Below are 23,283 nucleotides of genomic sequence, written 5' to 3' on the forward strand. Positions count from 1 at the left end.
TGTCTTGCGATTCGCCTTAATTATCGCTTTTTATGCGATGCCCTGCCTCGCCCGGCCAGCCTGGGCTATGCCAGAATCGCGGGCAGCCCATCGGAACCCGCCATGCCCGCCTCGAACCCGCCCGAACACGATTACGTTTTCCGCCTGCCGCGCAGCGCCCTGCGCATCGCCGGCATCGCCTTCGGCATCGGCCTGGTGCTGTTCCTGATCGTGTGGTGGGCGGGGCGCGATCAGGCGTTCTACAAGGTCGAACCCACTGCACCCGGCAAGCCGCTGAGCGAATTGGAAGCATTGCCGGAACCCCTGGCTGGCGGCGACAGCGCCAGCGACATGCCCTCCGCCAGCGCCGAACCGACCGAGCGCCCGCAACTGGTGGAAACAGCGCCTCCACCGCCCCTGCCCGCGCCCATCGACGAAACCGCACAGCCCACACCTCCCGAAGCCGGCGTTCCGGCTGCGGCCGGGGTAGCGCTCGCACCGGGCGACCAGCCGGTCCCGCTCAGCGGCCAGACGCCATCGCCGCGCTACCCCTCCGACGCATTGCGCCGGGGCGAAAGCGGCACGGTGCTGGTACGGGTGGAAGTGGACGTCAACGGCGCACCGGCGGGCGTGGCGCTGGCGCAGCGCAGCGGTTCGCGCGACCTGGACCGCGCCGCCATGGAAGCGGTGCGCAAGTGGCGTTTCATGCCCGCGCAGCGCGATGGGCAAGCTATAGCGTCGAGCCTGGTGATTCCCATCGATTTCAAGGCCGACGAGTAAATTCGGAACCTGAACAGCCACGGCTCCAGGCGGCCGTTTTCACGGTGCCGTGACGCTTTCGCAACAAACCCGCATGCAAGACTCGCACCCGTTCATCCACATGTTCAGGGAGGTCAAGCATGTCTACACCTAATCCGAACGATCCCGGTTACAACAGCGTCGATCCCGATGCCCCCGTAGTCGCACCGCCGCGCACCAGCAGCGCGCTGCTCTGGTTGCTCCTGCTGGTGGCGCTGGTCGCGCTGGGCCTGTGGTGGTATGGAAAACGCGAGGCCACCGAAGCCCGCGACCTGCCTGCCGCCACCCAGCAGCCGGCGGTGGTGGAGGAAACAGCGGCGCCCGCGGCCGTAGTGGCGGACAAGAAACCGGTAGAGAAAAAGCCGGCGGCCAAGCCAAAGCCGGCAGCCAAGATCAACCGGGACCCCTCGCCCCTGGCCGGCAATCAGGCCCCGAAATACCCGCCGCAAGCGCTGCGCGCCGGCGTGGAAGGCAGCGTGAGCGTGCGCGTGGAAGTAGACGCCAACGGCAACGCCACCGATGTGCAAGTGGTGGAGCGCAGCGGCGAACGCAGCCGCGACCTGGACCGGGCGGTGACCGATGCCGTGCGCAAATGGCGTTTCGAGCCGGCGATGAAGGACGGCAAGGCAGTGCCGGGCGCGGTGGTGGTGCCGGTGGAGTTCAAGAACCAGTAAAGGTTCCGAAACCGACCCTTCGCGCCAGCGCATCGTAATTCGGGAACGACGTGGCCACATTGGCCACGTCGGCGATTGCGACTTCGCCCGACGCCACCTGGGCGGCCACGCTGAAGGCCATGGCGATGCGATGGTCGCCATGGCTATCGACCGCACCGCCTCCGATCCGGCCGCCGGAAATGGTGGCGCCATCGGCAGTTTCGTCCACCCGGATGCCCAACGCACGCAATCCTGCCGACATGGAAGCCAGGCGGTCGGATTCCTTGACCCGCAGTTCGGCAGCGCCGCGCACTACCGTGTTGCCGGCGGCGCAGGCCGCGGCGACGAACAGCGCAGGGAATTCGTCGATCATGTCCGGCACGATTTCCACCGGCACTTCGATGCCGTGCAACGGCGCGTGGCGCACGACCAGGTCGGCTACGGGTTCGCCGCCATGCTCGCTGCGGTTCTCTTCGATGATATCCGCACCCATCGCCCTCAACGCGGTCAGCAATCCGGTGCGGCGCGGATTCAGTCCAACGGCGCGCAGGCGCAGCTCCGAACCGGGAACGATGCTGGCCGCCACGATGAAGAAAGCGGCCGAAGAGAAATCGGCCGGCACCGAAATATCCGTGGCGCGCAGGCGCTGGCCGCCGCGCAGGCGCGCATGGCCCGGCGAGAATTCGATGTCCACGCCGAACGCCGAGAGCATGCGCTCGGTGTAATCGCGGGTGGGGTGCGGTTCGCGCACCACGGTTTCGCCTTCGGCGTACAGCCCGGCCAGCAGCACCGCGGATTTCACCTGCGCGCTGGCCACTTCCAGGGTGTAGTCCATGCCACGCATGGGCTGCCCGCCATGGATGCGCAAGGGCGGCACGCCGCCCGGCTCGGAGTCGATGCGCGCGCCCATCTTCGCCAGCGGATCGATGACCCGGCGCATGGGGCGCTTGGAAAGCGACTCGTCGCCTACCAGCACGCTGTCGAAGTTCTGTGCCGACAGCAAACCTGCCAGCAGACGCATGCCGGTACCGGCGTTGCCGCAGTCCAGGGGCGCCACAGGCGCGCGCAAGCCGTCTACGCCCACACCGTGCACGATGCGCTGCGAGGGCAAAAGCGTTTCGATGCGCACGCCCAGCTGCGAGAAGATCGCGGCGGTGGCGCGGGTGTCTTCTCCTTCCAGGAAGCCGTCGATGCGGGAGACGCCGTCGGCCAGGGCGGCGAACATCACCGCGCGGTGGGAGACGGACTTATCGCCGGGGATCTCTATTTCGCCGTGCAGCGCTTGGCCGGGAGAAACGGTCCAGTTCATCCTGTCAGTCATTCGATGATTCTCAGTAGTTGCTTTTGCTTCATAGCTCCACGAGGCCCCTGAGGCACGGCAAGCGCGGTGGGTAAACCCAAAGGGCGGCGCACACGATGTGCGCCGTTTTCGGAAGGCACATGGATGTGCCTTCCGAAAATTCCCGCCGCGCTTGCGAACCCGCGCATAGCGCGGGCGTGCCGCCGGGGTGTGCTTTCTTTTGGTTACTTTTCTTTGCACAAGCAAAGAAAAGTGACTCGCGCGAGAGCGCGAAACGCTGTTGCTTGTCGATCATTATTCTTTTTTGCATCGTGGAAAGGTAGAAACCGCCGTAGCGCTAGTTCATGCATTCGGAGATCGCAGGCAACCCCTCCCCAACCCTCCCCTGCTTCGCAAGGGAGGGGGCCGATCACGGCACCGCCACCGGATACGAACCCAGCACCTTGATCTGCGCCGAATGCGCTTCCAGTTCGGCCAGCGCCTTCTTCATCGACTCGTCCTCGACGTGTCCGGCCAGGTCGATGAAGAATCCGTATTCCCACTTGGCGTGGTGCGAGGGCCGCGACTCGATGCGGTTCATGCTGATGCCGTGGCGCGCGAACGGACTCAGCACATTGAACAGCGCGCCGGGCTGGTCGCGGATGAACACCAGCACCGAGGTGCGGTCGTGGCCCGAAGACGGGAAAATCTGCCGGCCGATCACCAGGAAGCGGGTGGTGTTGTCGGCGTCGTCCTCGATCGAACCCATGATGACTTTCTTCAGGCCGTACACGTGGCCGGCGCTTTCGCCTGCGATGGCCGCCGCGTCGTCCGAATTGCGGGCGCGGCGCGCGCCTTCGGCGTTGCTGGAAACCGGGATCTTCTCCACCTTGGGCAGGTTGGAGCGCAGCCAGGAAGACGTCTGCGCGAACGACTGCGGATGCGAGTAGATACGCTCGATGTCCTCGATGCGGCCGGTGCGCGACAACAGGTACTGGTGCACGCGCAGTTCGACTTCGCCGCAGATCTTGAGGTTGGAAGTGAGGAACATGTCCAGGGTCACCTGGATGGTGCCCTGCCCCGAATTCTCCACCGGCACCACGCCGAAGTCGGCGTTGCCGTTTTCCACTTCCTGGAACACTTCCTCGATGCTGGCCAGCGGCAGGCCGTGCGCGGAGCGGCCGAAGTGCTTCATCACCGCCTGCTGGCTGAAGGTGCCCTCCGGGCCGAGGAAGCCGACTTTCAAGGGCTCCTGCTGGGCCAGGCAGGCGGACATGATTTCGCGGAACACGTGCACCAGCACTTCGTCGCTGAGCGGACCCTGGTTGCGGTCCACCACCATGCGCAGCACCTGGGCCTCGCGCTCGGGGCGGTAATAGTCCACGGCTGCGGCGAGCTTGCCCTTGGCTTTGCCGACCTGCAGCGCGTAGGCGGCGCGGTCGGCGATCAGGCTCTGGATCTGGCGGTCTATGCCGTCGATATGGGCGCGCACGTCGGCCAGGACCGGCGCTGCTGCGTCGGTCCTGGCGACTTTTTCCGCGGCGGGCTTGGCGGCTTTCGCCGCATTCTTCTTTGGTTTCGAGGCCATGGCTAATCCGGTGCTTTCATCAATCTGGACTTGATCTGGACGTAGGAGCGACGCAAGTCGCGAATCGATTGCTAGTCGAAGACACCGTCGCGACTTACGTCGCTCCTACGCGGAATTGGGCTTTATCCATTGCGTTGCTGGAAATCGCGCATGAAATCGACCAACGCCTGCGCGGCTTCCACCGGCAAGGCGTTGTACAACGAGGCGCGCAGGCCGCCGACCGCCTTGTGGCCTTTCAGCGCCAGCAGGCCCGCGGCCTTCGACTCGGCCACGAAGCGCGCCGTCAGCGTCTCGTCGGGAAGGAAGTACGGAACGTTCATGCGCGAACGCACCGCCGGCACCACTTCGTTGCGGTAGAAACCGCCCGAAGCGTCGATGGCGTCGTACACCAGCTTCGACTTCACTGCGCTGCGGCGGGCGAATTCCGCCACCCCGCCCTGCGCCAGCATCCACTTGAACACCAGCCCGGCCAGATACCAGTTCCAGGTGGGCGGCGTATTGAGCATGGAATCGCGCGCGGCATGCGAGCGGTAGTCGAAGATGTCGGCGCGCGGCTGCCCGCTGCGTTCCAGCAGATCGCGGCGGATGATCACCACCGCCACGCCCACCGGGCCCAGGTTCTTCTGCGCGCCAGCGTAGATCACGCCGTACTTGGAAACGTCGATGGGTTCGGAGGCGATGCTGGAGCTGAAGTCGGCGAACAGCGGCGCGGCGCCGACTTCGGGCGTATCGCGGAATTCGACCCCGTGGATGGTTTCGTTGGCGGTGATGTGCACGTAGGCCGCACCGGGGGTGAGCTTCCAGCTGTCGCGGGCGGGAATGTCGCGGAAGCCTCCCGGTTCGCCATCGGCGGCTATGTTCACCTTGACGTAGGGCGCGACCTGCTTGATCGCCGTCCTGCCCCAGTGGCCGGGCACCACGTAATCGACGGTCTGGCCGGGCGCGGTAAAATTCAGGGCCAGCAAAGCCTGCTGGGTGGTGGCGCCTCCGGACAGGAACAGCACCACGTAATCGTCCGGAATTCCCACCAGGGTCCGCAGGTCGGCTTCGGCCTCGGCGGCCACGGCGATGAAATCGGCGCTGCGGTGGCTGATCTCCACGATAGAGGCGCCTACGCCATTCCAGTCGAGCATTTCCGCCTGGGCCTGCAGCAATACTGATTCCGGCAAGGTGGCGGGGCCGGCACTGAAATTGAAGACGCGGGTCATGAGGGGCCTGCAAAGTGGATCCATAGTATGCCGCAGCGCAGCAGCCGGAGCAGTCCTGGTTTCAAACGTAACTTCTGCTGTCTGGATCGCGCGGCCGCGAAACCTTTTGCCGCCCGCCCGCCTCTATAGTTGGGCAATCCCAAGGAACCTCGCCATGTCGCTCCGCGATGCACTGAAAATCCCCGCCAGCCAGATCACCGACGAGTCGGTCTACCGCCAGCGCCGCACGTTCCTGCAGGCCTTCGCCATGGCCCCGGCGCTGACCCTGGCCGGATGCGCCGAAGCCGAGCCGCCCGCCCCGCCAAAGACCGTGGTCACCCCGGCGCAGGCGCGTTCCGGTTTCAGCACCGCCGAGGAACTGACCAAGTATGCCGATATCACCAGCTACAACAATTTCTACGAATTCGGCACCGGCAAGACCGACCCGTCCAACGCCGCCAAGACCCTGAAGACCAGGCCTTGGTCGGTCGCGGTAAGCGGCGAATGCGCCAAGCCCGGCCGCATTTCCATGGAGGATCTGATCAAGGGACTGACGCCGGAAGAGCGTATCTACCGGCTGCGCTGCGTGGAAGGCTGGTCGATGGTGATCCCGTGGCTGGGGGTACCGCTGGGCGAAGTGCTGAAAAAGTTCGCGCCCACTTCCAAGGCCAAGTACGTGGCCTTCACCACCCTGGCCGACCCCAGGCAGATGCCCGGCGTGCGCTACAACTCCATCAACTGGCCCTACCGCGAAGGCTTGCGTATCGATGAAGCGATGCATCCGCTGACCCTATTGGCCACCGGCCTATACGGCAAGCCGTTGCCGCAGCAGAACGGCGCGCCGCTGCGGCTGGTGGTGCCGTGGAAATACGGGTTCAAGAGCATCAAGTCGATCGTGGAGATCAAGTTCGTGGAAAAGATGCCGGAGACTGCCTGGCACGACCTGCAACCTTCCGAGTACGGTTTCTTTTCCAACGTCAATCCGGCCGTCGACCATCCGCGCTGGAGCCAGAAGACCGAGCGCCGCATCGCCGGCAACGCCAGCAAGCTGTTCGCCGAACGCATCCCCACCCGGCTGTTCAACGGCTATGCCGCGCAGGTGGGTTCGATGTATGCGGGGCTTGATCTGAAAAAATGGTATTGACCCGGACGTCATAGGAGCGCGTAGGAGCGCGTAGGAGCGACGTAAGTCGCGAAGTGCTTATCGCGTCCTTCGCGACTTACGTCGCTCCTACGCGCCGCTTCTCCCACCCACAACGGATTGCAATGGCCAAGACCCCCACCGGCATCATCGCCGCCAAGACCCTCGTACACCTTGCCGCACTGATGCCGGTGGCGATCCTGGCTTGGCAGTTTTACGACGTCTGGCAGAACAATAGCGACGCGCTGGGCGCCGACCCGGTGGCCGAGATCGAGCACCGCCTCGGCCTGTGGGCATTGCGTCTGCTGATGGTCGCCCTGGCGATCACGCCGCTGCGGCAGTTGACCGGACAGGCCGTGTTGATCCGCTTTCGCCGCATGATCGGCCTGTATGCGTTCTTCTACGCCTGCCTGCACTTCGCCGCCTATCTGGGTCTGGACCTGCGCGGCTACTGGACGCAGATATTCGCCGAGATCGTGAAGCGTCCGTACATCACCGTGGGTTTCAGCGCCTGGCTGCTGCTGTTGCCCCTGGCCGTCACCTCCACCAAGGGCTGGATCAAGCGTCTGGGGCGCAACTGGGGACGCCTACACAAGCTGGTCTACGCTGCCGGCGTGCTGGCGGTGCTGCATTTCTGGTGGCTGGTGAAATCCGACATACGCGAACCACTGCTGTACGCCTCGATTCTGACAGTGGCGCTGGGCTGGCGCGCGTGGAAAGCCTTCAGCCGGCGCCGAACAGCAACAGCGCACTGAGCATCGCCGCCAGGAAAAGAGCCGCCAGCAACAGCCACGGCCAACGCCGCATGGAAGGTTTGTTGACGGGAACGGCATCCGACTCGGCTCCCTCCTGGGCACCATCGTCGGCCAAGCCCGTGGCTTCACCGGAGGCTTCCTGCCAGGGCACCTCCACCAGAAACCGGTGCTGGCTGCCGAAAGCCACCTGATCGCCGGCCGCCAGCAGCGCATCGCGCACCGCGACGCCGTTGACCATGCTTGCCGCCGCCGAACCCGAGCCGCGCAGCAGCACGCGATCGCCGCGGCGTTCCAGTTGAGCGTGGCGATCCGCGAAATCCGTATCGTCGATACGGATCGCCGCGTCCGGCGCACGGCCGACCAGACAGGGCTGCGACAGAGTGAAGGCGCGGCCATGGTGCTTGCCCCCCACGCCGCGAAGAACGATGCGCGGATCGCTGTTGTCGGCCGGATCGGCCGGCGGCACCGCGTCCAGGCCCTGATGCGAGGCCTGCACCAGGATTTCGGCGCCGTCGAGGTAGACCGTATCGCCGGCGCGCACCAGCGCCATGCGCTGCACCGGCCGGCCGTTGACGTGGACGCCCCGGATACCTGCGGCCACCTGCAGCCACAAACCGCGACGGTCCATGCAGAACTGGGCCAGCAGGGCGCCCTGGGCGTTGTCGCCCACGCCGAGCAGGCCGCTGGCTTCGCGCACGATACGGTGCACGCCGGTGACCAGCGCACGATCGGGTTGTTGGCGGTTGCCGAAATGGAGTCTGAGGTTTTCCACGCCGCGGGAGACTAACATGCCGCGTTGCGGCTTGGACTCGGCGGCGCGCTTGCGCACAATAGGCAACGAACGACAGGAACCACGTACATGCCCAGCATCGACATCCACCACGAACACTCCAAAACGCCCAAGCAAGCGCGCAAGGCGCTGGAAGACGTCGCCGAAAAACTGTCCGAACGCTTCGGCATGCAGCACGAGTGGGATGGCGACACGCTCACCTTCAACCGCTCCGGCGTGGACGGAAAGATCGAACTGTCGCCGAAGAAATTGCACGTCACCGCACAGCTCGGCTTCATGCTGTCGATGCTTAAGGACCCCATCGAGTCCGAAATCAGGCGCGTGCTCAACGAGAAATTCGGGTAGGTCGGGGCCACGTCCCCGACGCCTTGACCGTCCGTGCGTCGGGGGCGTAGCCCCGACCTACCGGAAGGGATCCGGGTCGGCTTCGAACAAGCGCTTGGCCACTACGCGTTCGGATTTTTCGATATCGGCGACGAAAGCCTTGCCGTCGCCCAGCGCCGCAAACGCGTCGAAGCCGCGTTCCAGAAAACCTTGCAGTTCCGCCAATCCGCTGGCCTTGGCCGGTCCGCGCGACAAGCGCAGCAGCATGGCCACGCCGGGCGTCTTCACGGCGCGGGCCAGGCCTATCCCGACACCCGAGATCAGGTCGATCTGATGCCCGCGCAGGCGCCGGTGCCCTACTTCCCGGTAGGCCTTCCCATACAACTCGGCATCCAAGCGCTTGCGGTTAGGCGCGATGCGCTGCAATTCGTCGGCCATGCGCAGGTCCAGGGCATGGGTCAGCGCGCCCAGTTCGATGCCATCGGCCACCGTTCCCAGCACTGCGGCCGGCAACAGCCGCTGCATCATCGGCAGGACCTTGGCGACATTGGCGTCGCGCTTGCTGAAATCGCGGTCGCCGTAAACGTCGGTCAGGAAGAAAAGCGCCGCCGCCCGCCGCTGCGGGTCGTAAAGGAAATGCTCGAAACTGGTTTCCAGGCGCTTGGTCTGCCAACTGCGCAAGACCGGCAGCCAGCGCAGCTGGTTGCGGGGTTCGCGCCTGGGGTCGTGAAGGGCCTGGTGGCACGCCAGGCGGCGTCCGAGCCGTTCGATCAGGGGGTTGCCGCGGGCCATGCGCGAATGATCCGGTGCAAGGCATGCGATCGCAAGCCGGCATGCCGTTTATCGCTACCGGAATGACGTTTCCAAGCTCTACGGCATGTCGGCTACACTCGGACAGTTTTTCGCCACCGGATTGTGCATGCTCTCACTTCACAGTGCCCAGAAACGCGGCTCCGGCGGCCGTATCGGCCTTGCCATCGCGGGCGGCGGCCCCATCGGCGGCATGTACGAACTGGGTGCGTTGCGGGCCATGGACGAGGCGATGGACGGCCTGGACCTGACCCGCATGGATTGCTACGTCGGCGTCAGCTCGGGCGCTTTCCTCGCCGCGGGCCTGGCCAACCGCATGAGCACCGCCGAGATGTGCCGCATCTTCATCACCGGCACCAGCGACGATGCCGAGTTCCGTCCGGAAATATTCCTCAAGCCCAACGTCGGCGAGTACCTGCGCCGCGCCGCCACCCTGCCCGCTCTGTACGCTGACTGGGCGCGCCGGCTGATGCTCAACCCGCGCAAGGCCACGCGGCTGTCGGACCTGATTTTGCGTTTCGGCGGGCTGGTGCCGACCGGCCTGTTCGACAGCGAAGGCGTGGAAAGCTTCCTGCGCGACATCTTCACCCGCCGCGGGCGCAGCAACGATTTCCGCACCCTGGGTGCGGATTTGTTCGTAGTGGCGGTGGATCTGGACAGCGGCGAAGCGGTGCGTTTCGGCGAAAAAGGTTGGGACGGCGTGCCCATCTCGCAGGCCGTGCAGGCGAGCTCGGCCCTGCCGGGCCTGTATTCCCCCGTGCAGATCAATGGCCGCCATTTCCTCGATGGCGCGTTGCGCCGGACCATGCACGCCTCCACCGTGCTGGAACGCGGCATCGACCTGATGATAGGCATCAACCCGCTGGTGCCCTTCGACGCCGGCAATGCCGCCCCGCAGGCCGGCGAGGAGGAGCGGCGCGGCCTGGCCAGCGGAGGACTGCCCGCCGTGCTGTCGCAGACCCTGCGCACCCTGCTGCAATCGCGCATGCAGATCGGCATGGAGAAATACCCGCACCAGTTCCCCAACATCGACCAACTGGTGTTCGAGCCGAATGCGGAGGACAGCGAGCTGTTCTTCACCAACCTCTTCAGCTTCTCCGCGCGCCACCGCGTCTGTCAGCTCGCCTACCGCAATACCCTGGCCGACCTGCGCAAGCGCGCCGACGTGCTGCGGCCGATGCTGGCTGCGCACGGCATCGGCCTGCGCGAGGAAATCATCAACGACCGCCACCGCTCTTTGCTGGACGGACTGGACGTGACCCCGCGCATGACCGAAACGACCGCGCGGCTGCGGCGCGCGCTGGACGACGTGGACCAGGTGGTGGCCAAGCGCCGCGCCCGACGCGCCCCGCGCGCGCTGAAACCGACCGGTTGAAGCACGGCAAGGCCATCCGTCTTCGCGAGCTGGTGTGAAAGCTCTAGACAAGCGGTTGATTCTTCGGCTTCCTCAATCATTCCTTTGTCGACGGAACCCATGGCCAAGCTGAAGAAAACCGCGCGCAAGACCACCTCCGCGAACAACCCCAACCTGCAGGCGCAGGCCGAACGCCTTTCCAAGAACCTCGGCGAATCGGCGCAGCAGGTGTGGCTCGCCGGCGTCGGCGCGTTCGGCCGCGCCCAGGCCGAAGGCAGCAAGCTTTTCGAAACGCTGGTGAAGGAAGGCCTTTCGGTCGAACAGCTCACCCGCAAGGTCGCCGGCGGCAAGGTCGGCGCGGTGCGCGATGCGGTCGAAAGCACGGTCGGCCAGGCGCGCGAGCGGGCCTCCGATACCTGGGACCGCCTGGAAAAAGTGTTCGAAGAACGCGTGCAGCGCGCGCTTCGCCGCCTGGAAGTGCCCAGCCGCGAGGACCTAAGCGCCCTGATCGACCGCGTAGATTCGCTGAACGGCGAACTGCGCAAGCTCGGTGGCGCCGCCGCGCCGCGCAAGAGCGCCGCGAAGAAGGCCGCCGCCAAGAAAACCGTAGCGAAAAAGACCGCACCGGCCAGCAAGCGCGTGCGCAAATCCGCTAAATAAGCCGCGACTAAATCTCGGCACACACTGTTCCCAAAAAATTGTTGCAAGGCACAATATAAAACGTAACAATCATTACTAGCCCGCCAGTCCACTCGAAGTACGTATGCTCCCCTCCCCTTACGACTTCGGACTGGCGGGCTTTTTCGTGCCCGTAAGCAAATCGGCGCCATCGGTTGCTGACGTAGAATGTGAGTTTCCTCGTACCGCTTGAAAGGTAATCATGCCCGCCTGGTTGTTCGGATCGGTCATTACGCTCCTGGTGGGTGCCGTTACCACTGCTTACCTCTGGCTTGTCCGCCGACGCGACGATGAAACCGCGGCCGGCTTGCTGGCCCTGGCCGGAATGCGCTGGCGCGATTTTTCCCGCCTGATCCTGGAAGCCATGGAGCTGCGCGGGCTGGGGCGCATTCCCATCGCAAACGAAGACAGCCAGGAGCACGGCTCCAGTTTCCTGCTCTCCGGCCAGGGCAGGCAGCTGTTGCTGGCCTGCAAGCATGGTTCGGCCTACCGCATCGGTTCGGCAGCCGTGGACGAATTCGCTTCCGAGATCCGTCTGCGCGGCGTCCAGGGCGGAATCCTGGTGACCGAGGGCGTGCTGGACAAGGGCGGTGTGGAAAAGGCGGGCCGCTACAACATCGAAGTCATCGATGGCCCCCTGCTCTGGCCAACGGTCAAGCCGATGGTGGAAGGCAACCTGCAGCGCCGCATCGTCGGCAATGCCTCGTCCCGCGCACGCCGCCACATCGGCATCGCCTGGCTGGGTGCGTTCACCCTGGGCCTGGCGTCGGCGCTGGCTTTCCCGGGCGTACTGGCCCCCGAGTCGGCGCCGGTGCCGACTCCGGTATCGGCTGCTCCTGCAGCGCCCGCCGCGGAGGCTGGCGAACCTGCCATTGCACCCGCCGCCCCTGCACCCGGCATTGCGACAGCGCCCAAGCCTGCGCCGGCGACCGCAGCACCCGCCGCCGGCGTTACCGCCGCTACGACCGAAGCCGACACCGAAAAGCACCGCGCGGAAATCTCCAGGAAATTGTCCAAGACCCCGGGCATCAGCCGCGGCGTATGGATATCGCGCTCAACCCTTGCCGTGGACCGCATCGTCCCCGAACAAGAGGCCTGGCCGCTGGTCTGCAGCCAGCTGAAGGCCTACCCCGATCTGGAGCTCACCCGGGTGCAGATGAATCCACCCCAGGGCAGCACCGATCAAGTGCGTTGGCGGCAGTGCCCGCTTTAACGGAAGCGCGCTTCAAGAGCCTGTCCAAGATCTCTGAAATATCTCGTAAAAAATGGATCCGCCGTCCCCGCGAAGGCGGGGACCCAGTGTCTTTCGTACCGCGACCATAGGTTTGCAGAAAGCTTAAGTCGCTGGATCCCCGCCTTCGCGGGGACGACGAGCCACGGCAGGCGGTGCGGCTACCAGTGCACGCCGCGCATCAACGAAGCGAATGCGATCTGCTCCTGGCTGGGCGCCGATTCCTTCAGCGCCTTGCGGTCGCCCTTGGCTGCGGCCGAATCGGGGAACAGTTCGAACGCCGTGCTCATGATCACCTCGTAGGCCTTCGGCGCCAGCGCATTGATCAAGGCCGAGAAGATGCCCAGGCGCGTGGCGATGCGGCTGGGTTTCTCGATGATCGCCTTGACCAGCAGGTCCGCGGCTTCTTCAGGCGATAGCGTGGGCACGCTGTCGTACATCTTGGTCGGCGCGATCATCGGCGTCTTCACCAGCGGCATGTTGATGGTGGTGAAGCTGATGCCCTTGCCCGACAGCTCGCCCTGCGCGCAGCGGCTGAAGGCGTCCAGCGCCGCCTTCGACGCCACGTACGCGGAGAAACGCGGCGAACTGGCCAGCACGCCGATCGAGCTGATGTTGATGATGTGGCCCTTGCGGCGATGGGTCATGGTGGGCATGAAGCCCATGATCAGGCGGATGCTGCCGAAATAATTCAGCTGCATGGTGCGTTCGAAATCGTGGAAGCGGTCGTAGCTGGCTTCGATCGAACGGCGGATCGAGCGTCCCGCGTTGTTGATCAGGATGTCGACGTGGCCGTGCTCCTCCAGCACCAGCTTCACCAGCCGGTCGCAGTCGGCCATGTCGGCCAGATCCGCGGTGTAGGCGAAGACCTTGCCGCCGGCTTTCTTCATCTCATCGCGGGCCTTGAACAGTTCTTCCTCGCCGCGCGCGACGATAACCGTGATCGCGCCAGCCTCGGCCACGCGCTGCGCGGTGGACAGGCCGATGCCCGACGAACCGCCGGTGATCACCACCACCTTGTTGCGCACCTTGCCCTTCAGGGTGCGGTCGATGAACAGGTCCGGGTCCAGATGCCGTTCCCAGTAATCCCACAACCGCCAGGCATAGCCTTCCAGCCTGGGCACCGCGATGCCGCTGCCCTTGAGCGCGCGCTCGGCCTCGCGGCTGTCGAAACGGGTGGGATAGGTGATGAACTTAAGCACTTCCTTCGGTATCTTGAAGTCGCGCAGCAACATGCCGATGAAACGCTTCACCGGCGGCAGATTGCCGACCGCGCCGCGGATGCCGCTGGGCACGAAGGCGAACATGCGCGCGTCGATGCGCATGGTCATTTCCGGCGCATGGCCCGCGCGGCAGAACACGTTCAGCACTTCGCCCACGCGCATGGGCTCCGGATCGGTCAGGTGGAAGGTGTGACCGTCCAGCTTGGGCTTGTGCGCGATGTGGTCCATGGCGTCGGCCACGTAATCCACCGGCACGATATTGATGCGCCCGCCCTCGATGCCCAGCACCGGCATCCACGGCGGCAGCGTCTCGCGCAATTTCTTGATCAGGGTGAAGAAGTAATAAGGCCCGTCGATCTTGTCGATTTCGCCGGTCTGCGAATGTCCCACCACCATGCCGGGGCGGTAGATGCGCCATTTCAGGCGCTTCTCGTTGCGGACCAGCCCTTCCGAGTCGTGCTTGGTGCGCAGGTACGGGTCGTCCAGGCCCTCGGCCTCGTCGAACATGTCTTCGCGGAAGATGCCCGGGTACAGGCCGGCGGCCGCGATGGAGCTGGTGTGATGGAAGGTTCCCGCCTTGATGGCGGCGGCCAGGTCCAGCGCATGCCGGGTGCCGTCGATATTGGCGGCGCGCTGCGCTTCGGCGCTGGCGGCCAGATCGTAGATGGCGGCCAGATGGAAGAAATGTTTCACCTTCCCGGACAGCGTTCGCAGTTGGCCGGGGGTGAGCCCGCACTTGGGCTTGGTCATGTCGCCGTAGACCACGCTGACCCGCTTGAGGTCCCAGCCCGCTTTCTTGGCGATGGCGTCGAACTTCTTCTGCGAATCCTTGCGGACCAGGACGTACACGGTACCGCTGCGCTTGAGCAGGTTGGTGACCAGGTAGCGGCCGATGAATCCCGTGGCGCCGGTGACGAAATAACTCATGTGCGGTCTATCCCTGGTGTTTGGGCGCGGCCCCTCCGCTGCGCCCCTGCGGCCTAAGTTGCCAGAGATGGCGCTGTTCGACAATGCCGCCGCGTATGGAATGGCATTGACCCGTCCTGCCCCGCGTGGTGTGATGCGCGCGATCACTGGGAGGGATCTTTACATGGCAGATCTGAAAAGCAGCTTCGAACAGGCATCCAAGGCGATCCAGGGCCTGTCCGAACGTCCGGACAACGACACTCTCCTGCGCCTGTATGCGCTCTACAAGCAGGGTTCGGAAGGCGACGTCAGCGGCGACAAGCCGGGGTTCTTCGATTTCGTCGGCACCGCCAAGTACGAAGCCTGGGCCAAGCTGAAAGGCACTTCGCAGGAAGAGGCGCAAAAGAAGTATGTGGATCTGGTGAAGAAGCTGACCGCCTGACCCGGCGCCGGAACCGATCGGGTGGCACGCGACACGCGCCAACGCATCCTCGATGCTTCGCTTGCGATGTTCAACACGCAGGGCGAGCCGCACGTCACCACCAACCACATCGCCGACGAGCTGGAGATCAGTCCGGGCAATCTGTACTACCACTTCCGCAACAAGGACGACATCATCGAGCAGCTGTTCGCGCGCTATGAAGAGCGCATGGACGCGGCCCTGGCGACGCCGTCCGGTCGCCTGCCGGAACTGGAGGACATCTGGCTGCAGCTGCACCTGGTGTTCGAATGCATCTGGGACTACCGGTTCCTGTACCGCGACCTGGTCGAGATCCTCAGCCGCAACCGGCGCATCCGCATGCGCTTCGCGCGCATCCTCAAGCGCGCCGACGACAGCGCGCACGCGGTGATGCGCGGCCTGTCGCAGGCGGGCATCATGCGCGCCTCGGCCGCGGAACTGGCCGGCACCGCCACCAACGTGCTGGTCATCGCCACTTTCTGGCTCAACTACGCCGCCGCACGCGGCGACAAGGACGAACAGGTCGCGATCCGTCATGGCATCGTGCAGGTGATGATGCTGCTGGCTCCGTTCCTGCGGGATGCGGAGCGGGTGCATTTGAATACTTTGACGCAGGCTTATCTGGATTAACGTGCTACACCCCACTTCGGGATCTAATCGTAGTTTGCCCGCATGTCGCACAATCCATACTCTCCACCAGAATCCAGTGCCGGCCAGCCGGGCAAGGCCGTGCCGAACGCCGCGCATAAGCTGGTGGGGATTTTAATAAAGGGTCTAGGTGCGTTCCTGTCGATGTTCGCTTTCCTAGGATGCTTATTCTCCATCTACGCCCTTATAGACCCACGCGAGGCACAGCTCTCCAATGATGCTGATCCGTTCGGTCCTCCCCCAACAATAGGAGAGTCGTCGCTGCACCTGGTGATTTGGCTTGTGATCCTCTGTACCGGTCTATGGCTTTTCTTTCGCCGCCGGTCCTAGTAGCTGCGGCCTAAGAATCCATTCAAGCATGCAAAGCAGCAATTTCAGAAAAGCGCTCAATATCGCTTCTTTGGCGACACTTGTTGCCGCCTTAATGCTATCAGCACCGATCGCTGAGCGCTTCATTGCCGCTATCTGGCAGTGGCACAAGTTCGCCGGCTACTCGAATGACGGGCATATCTCTCTTAGCCTCAAGACCGGGCTGCTGTTTTCTGGTCTGCTGGCAGTCACTTTTGGGTTCGCTTTGTGGATCAATCGACTGGCTAAACATTGCGTTGCGCGCCGTGCTAGGAATTGGTCCTTCCTTGCCATGTACGTTGCGGCGACAGTTGTGGTTGCGTACTGGCTCCTCGGCGTGAGCGGACTCAATGTCTGGCGGGCCTAGCAATTTGATCAAACCGAAGTCGATTCACGGATCGGTTTAACTCTGGGATTAGGGTTTTCCATGCACTCAATCAGGTTCACCCAATGGATCGCTTGCTGTGGGACCATGCTCCTGCTGGTCGCATGTGCTTCCAACAGGGAACTGCCGGAGTACGCTGCCGAGTGCGATATCTCATCCTTGAAATCCACCAACTACCCGCATGACACTTGGTGTCATATCAAGTACTCGGCGCTACGCTGCAGCACCAAGGAGGACAAGTGTCTTACCCAGTGCGAGCGACAAGGGGGTGCGCGTCAGATTGGCGGGGGATGCGCTCATGCTTGCGCCCAGAACGGCGGCGGAATCTGGCCTCCAGAGGCGATCGCTTGCGCTAACGAAGACGCACCCTAAAGGAGAACCGATGGCCATTACAGGCGTGATTGCCCAGTTGCGTACGACCGACATGGCCTCATCGATCGGCTTCTATACACGCAAGCTGGGGTTTTCCATCGAATTCAACTACCAGGATTTCTACACCGGGATTCGCGCGGGGGACCAAGTTTTCCACTTGAAGCTTGTCGACGAGAAGGACCCCTCTATTCCGTATGTCGACGAGGGCGGGCATTTCCATCTCTATCTTCAGACCAATGGCGTGATCGAGTTCGCTGCAAAACTGAAGGCAAAAGATGTCCACCTGGTAGAAGACGTGCACGAAACGCCCTGGAATACGAGAGAGATCGTCATCCACGACGACCAGGGCCACACTTTGTATATCGGCGAGCCGTTGTAGCCGGCGATCATTCACCGATGCAAGGGGGTTTCCATGAGTCAACCCGCAAAGAAGACCACTAAGAAGCCCGCCAAGAGCGCGCAGCCACCAGCACCATTGACTCGTCGTCCCCGCGAAGGCGGGGATCCAGTGTCTTTCGTGCCGCGACTTCGCGCTTTGCAGAAAAGCTAAGAGCCAGGAGCTAAAGTCCCTGGATCCCCGCCTTCGCGGGGATGACGGGATTATTTTTTTCGGACTATTGAAAACTCTTGAACGCGCTCTTCTGAACCCTGATCAGCCGCGCGTCCTGCGCACCAGGCGCTTGGCCGCTGGCTTGCGGGCCGGGGTGGCGCGGGCGCGTTTGGCGGCTGCTTTCTTCACCGGCTTGCGGCCACGGGTGGTTTTCTTGGGCGCCGGCTTCAGGCCCAGCTTGACCAGCACCGGGGCCAGGCGTGCTTCCACTTCGGCGCTGAACTGGCTGGCCTTGGCCTCGCCCTGTTCGCGGACGCTGGCGATGCCGCCAAGCACGTTCGCCTGGGCTTCGTCGGCCAACTTGCCAGCCTGCTTCTTCAGCGACACGACCTTGGCGACGGCGTCGTTGGCGGCATTCAAGGTTTCGCGGCGAGCGACGGCGGCCACGCCCAGACCGGCGAGCCACAGGTGACGCAGGGTGGTTTCCTGCACCTTGGATTTGGTTTTCTTCTTGGCGGCCATGGGGGCTCCGGGGTACCGGCCACGATGGCCGGTTTACGCAGTGGATACTGCCCAGCGAGGCTGGAGCAAACACACTAGCCGTCCCGGAATCGAGGACGTGGGAGCGGCGTCCCGCCGCGAGCTTTTGCTCTAGGGACTGAAACATTCGTCGCTTGTCTTGCCAAGGGCTCGCGGCGGGACGCCGCTCCCACGAGACTCGCCGGACTTGCCAGCTGCCGTGCCGCCCGCCATGCTCGTCATCAATTCCTTGGAGGGGATTTGAACATGGCGGGAAAATCATCGAAGTGGGCCGCGTTTCCGCACGACGCCAAGGCCTTCGCCTATGCCGGCGATGCCTTGAAGAAAGCATGGCCCGCGCTGCATGCGGGCGACAATGAACCCTACCCCGACGCCAAGCGCGCGCAAGCTTTGCTGGATGCCGCCGGCAAAGCCGCCAAAGGGCTGGACGCCGCCTCCCTTTCGACGAAACTGCAGGAGGCCTGGCGCGCCTTCCACCGTGGGGATTTCCAAGCCGCCTTCGAAGCCGGCGAAGCTCTCGGCCCGCTCGGCGCCTCGGTCGCGGTAAAGGCGCTGGGCATCCACGCCACTTACCTGGTCGATGATGACGCCGAAAAACTCAAGCGTTTCGAACAGGCCGCCAAACTGGCCGAGGCGGCGGTCAAAGCGCTGCCAGGCGAAGCCAACAGCCACTACCGCCACGCCTTCGCGCTGGGCCGCTACAGCCAGGGCCTGAGCATCGCCAAGGCGCTGAAGCAGGGCATCGCCGGCAAGGTGCGCGAATCGCTCAACGCCACTCTGGAACTGGCGCCCAAGCACGCCGAAGCGCATACCGCGCTGGCGCTGTACCACGCCGAGATCATCGGCAAGATCGGCGCCATGATCGGCGGCCTGACCTACGGGGCCAAGACCGCCGAAGCAGAGTCGCACATCAAGACCGCGTTGAAACTCACCCCGGATTCGCCGATCGCCCATGTGGAACACGGCAACGTGCTGTTGCTGCTGTACGGCGAGAAGAAGGAAGACGCCGCCGCCGGCGCCTTCGAAAAAGCCGGCAAGCTGAAACCGAAGGACGCGATGGAAGCGCTGGACGCGGCATATGCGAAATCGCAGCTCGAATAAATCGCTGCTGGGAGCATCGCTGTACGCGTGCGCCTGCCTGTCGGTCGCGCAGACGCCCGCCGGAAAACCCGCGACCGTCGCTGCTCCGCCGATCGCCGTCCCGCCCCCGGTCGCAAGCGCGGGGGCCGACGCCTTGGCCGATGCGCTCACCTGCCGGATCAGCTACGAGCGCTACCCGGGCCTGATGCAGGAAATCCGCGACGAACGCGAAGAGGATTTCCGCCAGGCCTACCGCCAGCACAGCCAGCCGATGCTGGATGTGTACCGGCTTGAAGAACCCATATCCGCCTGGGGCAACGAAAGCGACGTCATCGTGATCGCACCGAACCGGGTAATGATGGCGGTGCAAGGTTCGCTGGATGCGGTAACCGCCCAGCTGGAGCACGCGCTGGAACAATCCAGCGAATCGCCGCTGTCCGGCGCATTGGACGACCAGCACGCGCTGGTGATCTTCAATGCCGACGCGCCGGGTCTGGAAGGTATGGTGCTGCTGGGCTGCGAATACCGCATTCCGGATATTTCGCTGCTCGAAGACCCGGCCGATGCATGGCGCAAGCATCCGGTCGTTCCTGCCCTGCCCGCCAAACCCTGACCGCCAGTCGCAGGAACCGGACTTGTCATCCATCCGTCCCTGCCCGCTTCCGGAGGTTTCGCTGTTAGGCCATTATCGCCTGCAGCAAGGCGCGTACACCGATTGCTACTACACCGAAATCGCCGGCAGCGTGAGCCAGGCCGAGTTCGTGGAGGCTTTCTACACCACTTGGGTATTCAAGCTGGAAAGGACGATCCTGAAATGGGCCGTGGCCAGGCCATCCACCGATGCGCAAGCGGCCCTGCTAGCACAAGGCGGGCTGGATGCGTTCTCCGCGTGGACCGTCGAAGACCGGCGCTCGGACCAACTGCTGCTGTGCGATATGCATGGCAGCACACGATCATGGTTGATGACCGCACCGGCCGAATCCGGCGATGGCACGCGGTTGTATTTCGGTTCGGCGGTCGTTCCCGCCAAAGGATCGGAATCCGGAGCCGATATCGGCACCGGATTCCGGCTGCTGCTCGGGTTCCACAAAATGTATTCGAGAATTCTGCTGAAAGCCGCCGTCGGGCGCTTGCAGACCCGCAACGCCTGATCCTCACATCCGCGGCAGATCGAACACCAGCACTTCCGCACCCTGCCCTTCGGCGAGGCTTACCGAGGCTTCGTCCTGGTAAAGCAGCGCATCGCCCGCGACCAGCTTGCGGCCGTTCGCCACGACTTCGCCGCGCGCCACATGCACGTAACCCAGCCGGCCAGGAACCAGCGTCAGATCCGCGCGTTCATCGCCATCGAACAGCCCCGCGTACATCCGCGCATCCTGGTGGATATCGACCGAACCGTCCGCGCCATCGGGACTGACCACCAGCCGCAGCCGCCCACGTTTTTCCTCCGCGGAGAAATTCTTCTGCGCGTAAGACGGCTTCACTCCCTGCTTGGCCGGGATGATCCAGATCTGCAGGAAATGGGTCGTGCCCGATTCGCTGTAGTTGAATTCCGAATGCTGCACGCCGGTGCCGGCGCTCATGCGCTGCACGTCGCCCGGCACGATGCTGGAACTGGTGCCCATGGAATCCTTGTGACCCAGCGCGCCGTCCAGCACGTAGCTGATGATTTCCATGTCGCGGTGGCCGTGCTCGCCGAAACCGCGGCCGGCCGCTACGCGATCCTCGTTGATGACGCGCAGCGGACCCCAGTGGACATGACTGTCGTCCTGGTAGCCGGCGAAGGAAAAGCTGTGCCAGGAATCCAGCCAGCCATGGTTGGCGTGGCCGCGTTCGCCGGCGGGTCGCAGGGTGATCATGTTTCGCGCTCCGATTGAGGTGTGCGCGAAGAATGAGGGCCTTACCCTTGTGAAGTAAGGCCCCTGGAACCGACTAATTGTTCTGAATTCGGAACACTGGCAGAAATATCGGCCAGACGCCCTCATTTTTGAACCTATCGCGATGCCGTGCTTTCCTTCGGAACGTACTGCGGCCAACCGCCCGCCAACGCCTTGTACAACGACACCACCGCGACCGTGTTGCGCACCCTGCCCTGGGCGAACTCGTCCTCGGCCTGCAGGCTGGCGCGTTCGGCTTCCAGCACGTCCAGCACATCGATGGCGCCGTTGTCGTAGCGCAACCGCGCGGTGGCCGTCGCGCGCGCACCGGCGGCGGCGGCACGTTCCAGGTGCGCGTTCTCCTCGGCGCTGCGGGAAACGCGGACCAGCGCGTTCTCGGTTTCCTCCAACGCCAATAGCACCGTCTGCTCGTACGCGGCCAGATCCGCAGCCGTGGCCGCATTGGCCGCCGCAATGCGCGAGCGCACCCGCCCGACATTGAGGAAGGAACCGTCGATGCCAAGGGAGATCAGACGGGTTTCGCTATCGCGTTCGAACAGCGCGCCGGCATCCAGCGCCTGCGTGCCGATCAGCCCGCCCAGCGTGAAGCGCGGGAACAGGTCCGCGGTCGCCACGCCGATACGCGCGGTGGCCGCGCCCAGCCTGCGCTCGGCTGCGGTCACGTCGGGACGGCGGCGCAGCAAGTCGGCGGGAGTGCCTGCGGCGATGGTTTCCGGCAACGAAGGCAGCGGCGTGGCCGACTCCAGCCCGGCCAGCACGGTTTCCGGCGTCTTCCCCACCAGCACCGCAATGCGATGGGTGGCGACGGCGACCGCCGATTGCAGCGCGGGAACCCGCGAACGCGTGTTCTCCAGCTGCGTGCTGGCGCGATCCACTTCGAAACTGCTGCTCAGGCCCGCGCTGCTGCGCAGATTGATCAGCCGCAGCGTCTGGGCCTGGTTGTCGGCGTTCTGTTGCGCGATCCGCAGCTGTTCCTGCAAACCGCGCAGGCGGAAATAGGTTTCCGCCACATCGCCCACCAGCACCACCTGCGCGGCGGCCAGATCGGCTGCGCTGGCCTCGGTCTCGGCGCGCTGCGCCTCGATGCTGCGGCGGATGCGGCCGAAGAAATCCAGCTCCCACAGCGCGCTGATGCCGGCGCTGTACTGGTCGTTGTCGCGCCCCGGCCTGTCCACGCCCGGCATCTGGTCGCTGCTGCTGCGCGCATCGCTGGCTTCGGCGCTCGCGCCCAGGGTGGGCAGACGGTCGTACTTCGAATTGCGCAGCAACGCGTTGGCTTGTTCGTAGTGCGCCAGCGCGATGCGCAGATCGTGGTTGGAAAGCAGCGCTTCGTCCACCAGTTCCTCGAGCACCGGATCGCCGAAGCTGCGCCAGAACTCCAGATCCACCGCCGGCGTCGCCGCCTGTGCGGATTGCTGCGACGAGCTGTTGGAGAACTGATCGACCGCCGGCAGGTTCGGACGCACGTAGTCCGGGCCTACCGTGCAGGCCGCCAGCAACACGCTGGCGACGGCGACAGTGAGAGTACGGATCACCATGGCAGCACCTCGCCGCGATGTTGGAACGTACCGGTCGGGCCGGCGGCGTCGAGCAGCGCCAGACCCACGCTGGTGCTGGCGCCGTCTACCAGTTCGAGCTGCCCGTTGCTGTTCATGTCGGTCTTCACCGAACCCGGATCGGCGGCGTTGACCTTGATCGCGGTGTCGCGCAACTCGTAGGCCAGCTGCACGGTCCACGCATTGACCGCCGTCTTGGACACGTTGTAGGCAGGAACTTTCAAATCGTAGAGTTCCGAGCCCGGGTCGCTGTGAATCGCCAGCGAAGCGAGGCTGCTGGAAAGATTGACGATGCGTGCGGCCGGCGCGCGCCGCAACAGCGGCAGCAGAGCCTGGGTCACGGCCACCATGCCGAACAGGTTGGTGTCGAAGGTCTCGCGCCAGATTTCCAGACTCTGTTCGGAAGGCGTCTTGGCGAAGTCGTCCTTGAAGATGCCGGCGTTGTTGACCAGGATATCCAGCCGGCCGTGGCTGGCTTCGACCTGCTTGGCTGCTGCCGCGATGCTGGCGGTGTCGCTGACATCCAACGCGATGGCTTCCACCGGCAGCCCCTCCGACTTCAGCGCCTGGGCGGCCTCGCGCGCCTTGGCCAGATCGCGCCCCGCCAGCAGCGTATGCACGCCGGCGCTGGCGAGCTGGCGAACCGTTTCCAGTCCGATGCCGCGGGTTGCGCCGGTCACCAGCGCGATTTTCTGATTGTTGCTCATGATCTACTCCGTTGACGCGCGCGTTGCGCGCAGGACGTTTTCA

At 64.3% G+C, this 23,283-nt stretch carries 25 protein-coding genes; 15 read left to right on the forward strand and 10 right to left on the reverse strand.

The annotated features are described in order from the left end of the window. Positions 1–102: 102 nt before the first annotated feature. Together CSC73_RS09755 and CSC73_RS09760 are read left to right on the forward strand one after the other, a co-directional pair. Positions 103–759, forward strand: coding sequence for an energy transducer TonB (locus tag CSC73_RS09755; protein WP_163840240.1), 657 nt, complete (start codon positions 103–105; stop codon positions 757–759). 119 nt (positions 760–878) lie between these two features. After that, positions 879–1,451: an energy transducer TonB gene (locus tag CSC73_RS09760; RefSeq protein WP_163840241.1), complete on the forward strand. Its 573-nt coding sequence runs from the start codon at positions 879–881 to the stop codon at positions 1,449–1,451. Here CSC73_RS09760 and aroA read toward each other — a convergent pair. The 3 genes from aroA to serC all read right to left on the reverse strand — a co-directional run bounded on the left by aroA (position 1,438) and on the right by serC (position 5,505). Beyond that, on the reverse strand, positions 1,438–2,751 hold the full coding sequence (aroA, locus tag CSC73_RS09765) for a 3-phosphoshikimate 1-carboxyvinyltransferase (protein WP_163840242.1): 1,314 nt from the start codon (positions 2,749–2,751) through the stop codon (positions 1,438–1,440). The genes CSC73_RS09760 and aroA overlap by 14 nt on opposite strands. A gap of 388 nt (positions 2,752–3,139) precedes the next feature. Further along, positions 3,140–4,297, reverse strand: a complete 1,158-nt coding sequence (gene pheA / locus CSC73_RS09770) for a prephenate dehydratase (RefSeq protein WP_163840243.1) — start codon at positions 4,295–4,297, stop codon at positions 3,140–3,142. 122 nt (positions 4,298–4,419) lie between these two features. After that, positions 4,420–5,505, reverse strand: a complete 1,086-nt coding sequence (serC, locus tag CSC73_RS09775; RefSeq protein ID WP_163840244.1) for a phosphoserine transaminase — start codon at positions 5,503–5,505, stop codon at positions 4,420–4,422. A gap of 154 nt (positions 5,506–5,659) precedes the next feature. On the opposite strand from serC, the gene msrP reads away from it, so the two are divergent. Both msrP and msrQ read left to right on the forward strand, forming a co-directional pair. After that, entirely contained in the window at positions 5,660–6,628 is a 969-nt protein-coding gene (gene msrP / locus CSC73_RS09780) for a protein-methionine-sulfoxide reductase catalytic subunit MsrP (protein WP_163840245.1), read from the forward strand. A 122-nt stretch (positions 6,629–6,750) separates the two neighbouring features. Then, positions 6,751–7,380 carry a protein-methionine-sulfoxide reductase heme-binding subunit MsrQ gene (gene msrQ / locus CSC73_RS09785; protein ID WP_163840246.1) on the forward strand — a complete coding sequence of 210 codons (630 nt, stop codon included), beginning with the start codon at positions 6,751–6,753 and terminating at the stop codon, positions 7,378–7,380. On the opposite strand, the gene CSC73_RS09790 is transcribed toward msrQ, so the two are convergent. Beyond that, positions 7,349–8,152: an FHA domain-containing protein gene (locus tag CSC73_RS09790; RefSeq protein ID WP_163840279.1), complete on the reverse strand. Its 804-nt coding sequence runs from the start codon at positions 8,150–8,152 to the stop codon at positions 7,349–7,351. The genes msrQ and CSC73_RS09790 overlap by 32 nt on opposite strands. Positions 8,153–8,239: 87 nt before the next feature. On the opposite strand from CSC73_RS09790, the gene CSC73_RS09795 reads away from it, so the two are divergent. After that, entirely contained in the window at positions 8,240–8,515 is a 276-nt protein-coding gene (locus tag CSC73_RS09795; protein ID WP_163840247.1) for a polyhydroxyalkanoic acid system family protein, read from the forward strand. A gap of 57 nt (positions 8,516–8,572) precedes the next feature. On the opposite strand, the gene CSC73_RS09800 is transcribed toward CSC73_RS09795, so the two are convergent. Further along, a complete protein-coding gene (locus CSC73_RS09800) occupies positions 8,573–9,286 on the reverse strand; it encodes a DUF8198 family protein (protein WP_163840248.1) in 714 nt (237 codons plus the stop codon). Positions 9,287–9,413: 127 nt separating this feature from the next. Between CSC73_RS09800 and CSC73_RS09805 the strand changes: the two genes are divergently transcribed. The 3 genes from CSC73_RS09805 (at position 9,414) to CSC73_RS09815 (ending at position 12,549) form a co-directional block, all read left to right on the forward strand. Beyond that, a complete protein-coding gene (locus tag CSC73_RS09805; RefSeq protein WP_163840249.1) occupies positions 9,414–10,679 on the forward strand; it encodes a patatin-like phospholipase family protein in 1,266 nt (421 codons plus the stop codon). Between the two features lie 99 nt (positions 10,680–10,778). After that, complete coding sequence (locus tag CSC73_RS09810) at positions 10,779–11,318, forward strand: phasin family protein (RefSeq protein WP_163840250.1); 540 nt, start codon at positions 10,779–10,781, stop codon at positions 11,316–11,318. Between the two features lie 220 nt (positions 11,319–11,538). Then, positions 11,539–12,549: a restriction endonuclease gene (locus CSC73_RS09815; protein WP_163840251.1), complete on the forward strand. Its 1,011-nt coding sequence runs from the start codon at positions 11,539–11,541 to the stop codon at positions 12,547–12,549. 179 nt (positions 12,550–12,728) lie between these two features. On the opposite strand, the gene CSC73_RS09820 is transcribed toward CSC73_RS09815, so the two are convergent. Next, a complete protein-coding gene (locus tag CSC73_RS09820) occupies positions 12,729–14,717 on the reverse strand; it encodes an SDR family oxidoreductase (protein ID WP_163840252.1) in 1,989 nt (662 codons plus the stop codon). Between the two features lie 163 nt (positions 14,718–14,880). On the opposite strand from CSC73_RS09820, the gene CSC73_RS09825 reads away from it, so the two are divergent. The 4 genes from CSC73_RS09825 to CSC73_RS09840 all read left to right on the forward strand — a co-directional run bounded on the left by CSC73_RS09825 (position 14,881) and on the right by CSC73_RS09840 (position 17,288). Further along, on the forward strand, positions 14,881–15,138 hold the full coding sequence (locus CSC73_RS09825) for an acyl-CoA-binding protein (protein ID WP_163840253.1): 258 nt from the start codon (positions 14,881–14,883) through the stop codon (positions 15,136–15,138). 21 nt (positions 15,139–15,159) lie between these two features. Continuing rightward, a complete protein-coding gene (locus tag CSC73_RS09830; protein ID WP_093280259.1) occupies positions 15,160–15,786 on the forward strand; it encodes a TetR/AcrR family transcriptional regulator in 627 nt (208 codons plus the stop codon). 376 nt (positions 15,787–16,162) lie between these two features. Next, on the forward strand, positions 16,163–16,519 hold the full coding sequence (locus CSC73_RS09835) for a hypothetical protein (protein ID WP_163840254.1): 357 nt from the start codon (positions 16,163–16,165) through the stop codon (positions 16,517–16,519). Between the two features lie 400 nt (positions 16,520–16,919). Continuing rightward, positions 16,920–17,288 carry a VOC family protein gene (locus tag CSC73_RS09840; protein ID WP_163840255.1) on the forward strand — a complete coding sequence of 123 codons (369 nt, stop codon included), beginning with the start codon at positions 16,920–16,922 and terminating at the stop codon, positions 17,286–17,288. A gap of 273 nt (positions 17,289–17,561) precedes the next feature. Here CSC73_RS09840 and CSC73_RS09845 read toward each other — a convergent pair whose 3' ends face one another. After that, positions 17,562–17,981 (reverse strand): hypothetical protein, encoded by a 420-nt coding sequence (locus tag CSC73_RS09845; protein ID WP_163840256.1) that lies wholly within the window; start codon positions 17,979–17,981, stop codon positions 17,562–17,564. A 264-nt stretch (positions 17,982–18,245) separates the two neighbouring features. On the opposite strand from CSC73_RS09845, the gene CSC73_RS09850 reads away from it, so the two are divergent. The 3 genes from CSC73_RS09850 to CSC73_RS09860 are packed head-to-tail and all read left to right on the forward strand — an operon-like array spanning position 18,246 to position 20,230. Next, a complete protein-coding gene (locus CSC73_RS09850) occupies positions 18,246–19,100 on the forward strand; it encodes a tetratricopeptide repeat protein (RefSeq protein ID WP_163840257.1) in 855 nt (284 codons plus the stop codon). Continuing rightward, a complete protein-coding gene (locus CSC73_RS09855) occupies positions 19,078–19,692 on the forward strand; it encodes a hypothetical protein (protein ID WP_163840258.1) in 615 nt (204 codons plus the stop codon). Before CSC73_RS09850 ends, CSC73_RS09855 begins: the two co-directional genes overlap by 23 nt. A gap of 22 nt (positions 19,693–19,714) precedes the next feature. Continuing rightward, on the forward strand, positions 19,715–20,230 hold the full coding sequence (locus CSC73_RS09860) for a hypothetical protein (protein ID WP_211840855.1): 516 nt from the start codon (positions 19,715–19,717) through the stop codon (positions 20,228–20,230). Between the two features lie 3 nt (positions 20,231–20,233). On the opposite strand, the gene CSC73_RS09865 is transcribed toward CSC73_RS09860, so the two are convergent. From CSC73_RS09865 to CSC73_RS09875, 3 genes are all read right to left on the reverse strand, one after another. After that, a complete protein-coding gene (locus CSC73_RS09865) occupies positions 20,234–20,938 on the reverse strand; it encodes a pirin family protein (protein WP_163840259.1) in 705 nt (234 codons plus the stop codon). 134 nt (positions 20,939–21,072) lie between these two features. Next, entirely contained in the window at positions 21,073–22,515 is a 1,443-nt protein-coding gene (locus CSC73_RS09870; protein ID WP_163840260.1) for an efflux transporter outer membrane subunit, read from the reverse strand. Then, complete coding sequence (locus tag CSC73_RS09875; RefSeq protein WP_163840261.1) at positions 22,509–23,240, reverse strand: SDR family oxidoreductase; 732 nt, start codon at positions 23,238–23,240, stop codon at positions 22,509–22,511. The genes CSC73_RS09870 and CSC73_RS09875 overlap by 7 nt, the downstream gene beginning before the upstream one ends. Positions 23,241–23,283: the final 43 nt, after the last annotated feature.

This window comes from Pseudoxanthomonas sacheonensis, from assembly GCF_010093305.1.
Classification (GTDB): Bacteria; Pseudomonadota; Gammaproteobacteria; order Xanthomonadales; family Xanthomonadaceae; genus Pseudoxanthomonas_A; species Pseudoxanthomonas_A sacheonensis.

Excerpts from the sequence above, each read along its gene's own strand:
- CSC73_RS09755 (WP_163840240.1), top strand. The coding sequence starts at position 103 with ATGCCCGCCTCGAACCCGCCCGAACACGATTACGTTTTCCGCCTGCCG.
- CSC73_RS09760 (WP_163840241.1), top strand. The coding sequence starts at position 879 with ATGTCTACACCTAATCCGAACGATCCCGGTTACAACAGCGTCGATCCC.
- aroA (WP_163840242.1), bottom strand. The coding sequence starts at position 2,751 with ATGACTGACAGGATGAACTGGACCGTTTCTCCCGGCCAAGCGCTGCAC.
- pheA (WP_163840243.1), bottom strand. The coding sequence starts at position 4,297 with ATGGCCTCGAAACCAAAGAAGAATGCGGCGAAAGCCGCCAAGCCCGCC.
- serC (WP_163840244.1), bottom strand. The coding sequence starts at position 5,505 with ATGACCCGCGTCTTCAATTTCAGTGCCGGCCCCGCCACCTTGCCGGAA.
- msrP (WP_163840245.1), top strand. The coding sequence starts at position 5,660 with ATGTCGCTCCGCGATGCACTGAAAATCCCCGCCAGCCAGATCACCGAC.
- msrQ (WP_163840246.1), top strand. The coding sequence starts at position 6,751 with ATGGCCAAGACCCCCACCGGCATCATCGCCGCCAAGACCCTCGTACAC.
- CSC73_RS09795 (WP_163840247.1), top strand. The coding sequence starts at position 8,240 with ATGCCCAGCATCGACATCCACCACGAACACTCCAAAACGCCCAAGCAA.
- CSC73_RS09800 (WP_163840248.1), bottom strand. The coding sequence starts at position 9,286 with ATGGCCCGCGGCAACCCCCTGATCGAACGGCTCGGACGCCGCCTGGCG.
- CSC73_RS09805 (WP_163840249.1), top strand. The coding sequence starts at position 9,414 with ATGCTCTCACTTCACAGTGCCCAGAAACGCGGCTCCGGCGGCCGTATC.
- CSC73_RS09810 (WP_163840250.1), top strand. The coding sequence starts at position 10,779 with ATGGCCAAGCTGAAGAAAACCGCGCGCAAGACCACCTCCGCGAACAAC.
- CSC73_RS09815 (WP_163840251.1), top strand. The coding sequence starts at position 11,539 with ATGCCCGCCTGGTTGTTCGGATCGGTCATTACGCTCCTGGTGGGTGCC.
- CSC73_RS09820 (WP_163840252.1), bottom strand. The coding sequence starts at position 14,717 with ATGAGTTATTTCGTCACCGGCGCCACGGGATTCATCGGCCGCTACCTG.
- CSC73_RS09825 (WP_163840253.1), top strand. The coding sequence starts at position 14,881 with ATGGCAGATCTGAAAAGCAGCTTCGAACAGGCATCCAAGGCGATCCAG.
- CSC73_RS09835 (WP_163840254.1), top strand. The coding sequence starts at position 16,163 with ATGCAAAGCAGCAATTTCAGAAAAGCGCTCAATATCGCTTCTTTGGCG.
- CSC73_RS09840 (WP_163840255.1), top strand. The coding sequence starts at position 16,920 with ATGGCCATTACAGGCGTGATTGCCCAGTTGCGTACGACCGACATGGCC.
- CSC73_RS09845 (WP_163840256.1), bottom strand. The coding sequence starts at position 17,981 with ATGGCCGCCAAGAAGAAAACCAAATCCAAGGTGCAGGAAACCACCCTG.
- CSC73_RS09850 (WP_163840257.1), top strand. The coding sequence starts at position 18,246 with ATGGCGGGAAAATCATCGAAGTGGGCCGCGTTTCCGCACGACGCCAAG.
- CSC73_RS09855 (WP_163840258.1), top strand. The coding sequence starts at position 19,078 with ATGCGAAATCGCAGCTCGAATAAATCGCTGCTGGGAGCATCGCTGTAC.
- CSC73_RS09865 (WP_163840259.1), bottom strand. The coding sequence starts at position 20,938 with ATGATCACCCTGCGACCCGCCGGCGAACGCGGCCACGCCAACCATGGC.
- CSC73_RS09870 (WP_163840260.1), bottom strand. The coding sequence starts at position 22,515 with ATGGTGATCCGTACTCTCACTGTCGCCGTCGCCAGCGTGTTGCTGGCG.
- CSC73_RS09875 (WP_163840261.1), bottom strand. The coding sequence starts at position 23,240 with ATGAGCAACAATCAGAAAATCGCGCTGGTGACCGGCGCAACCCGCGGC.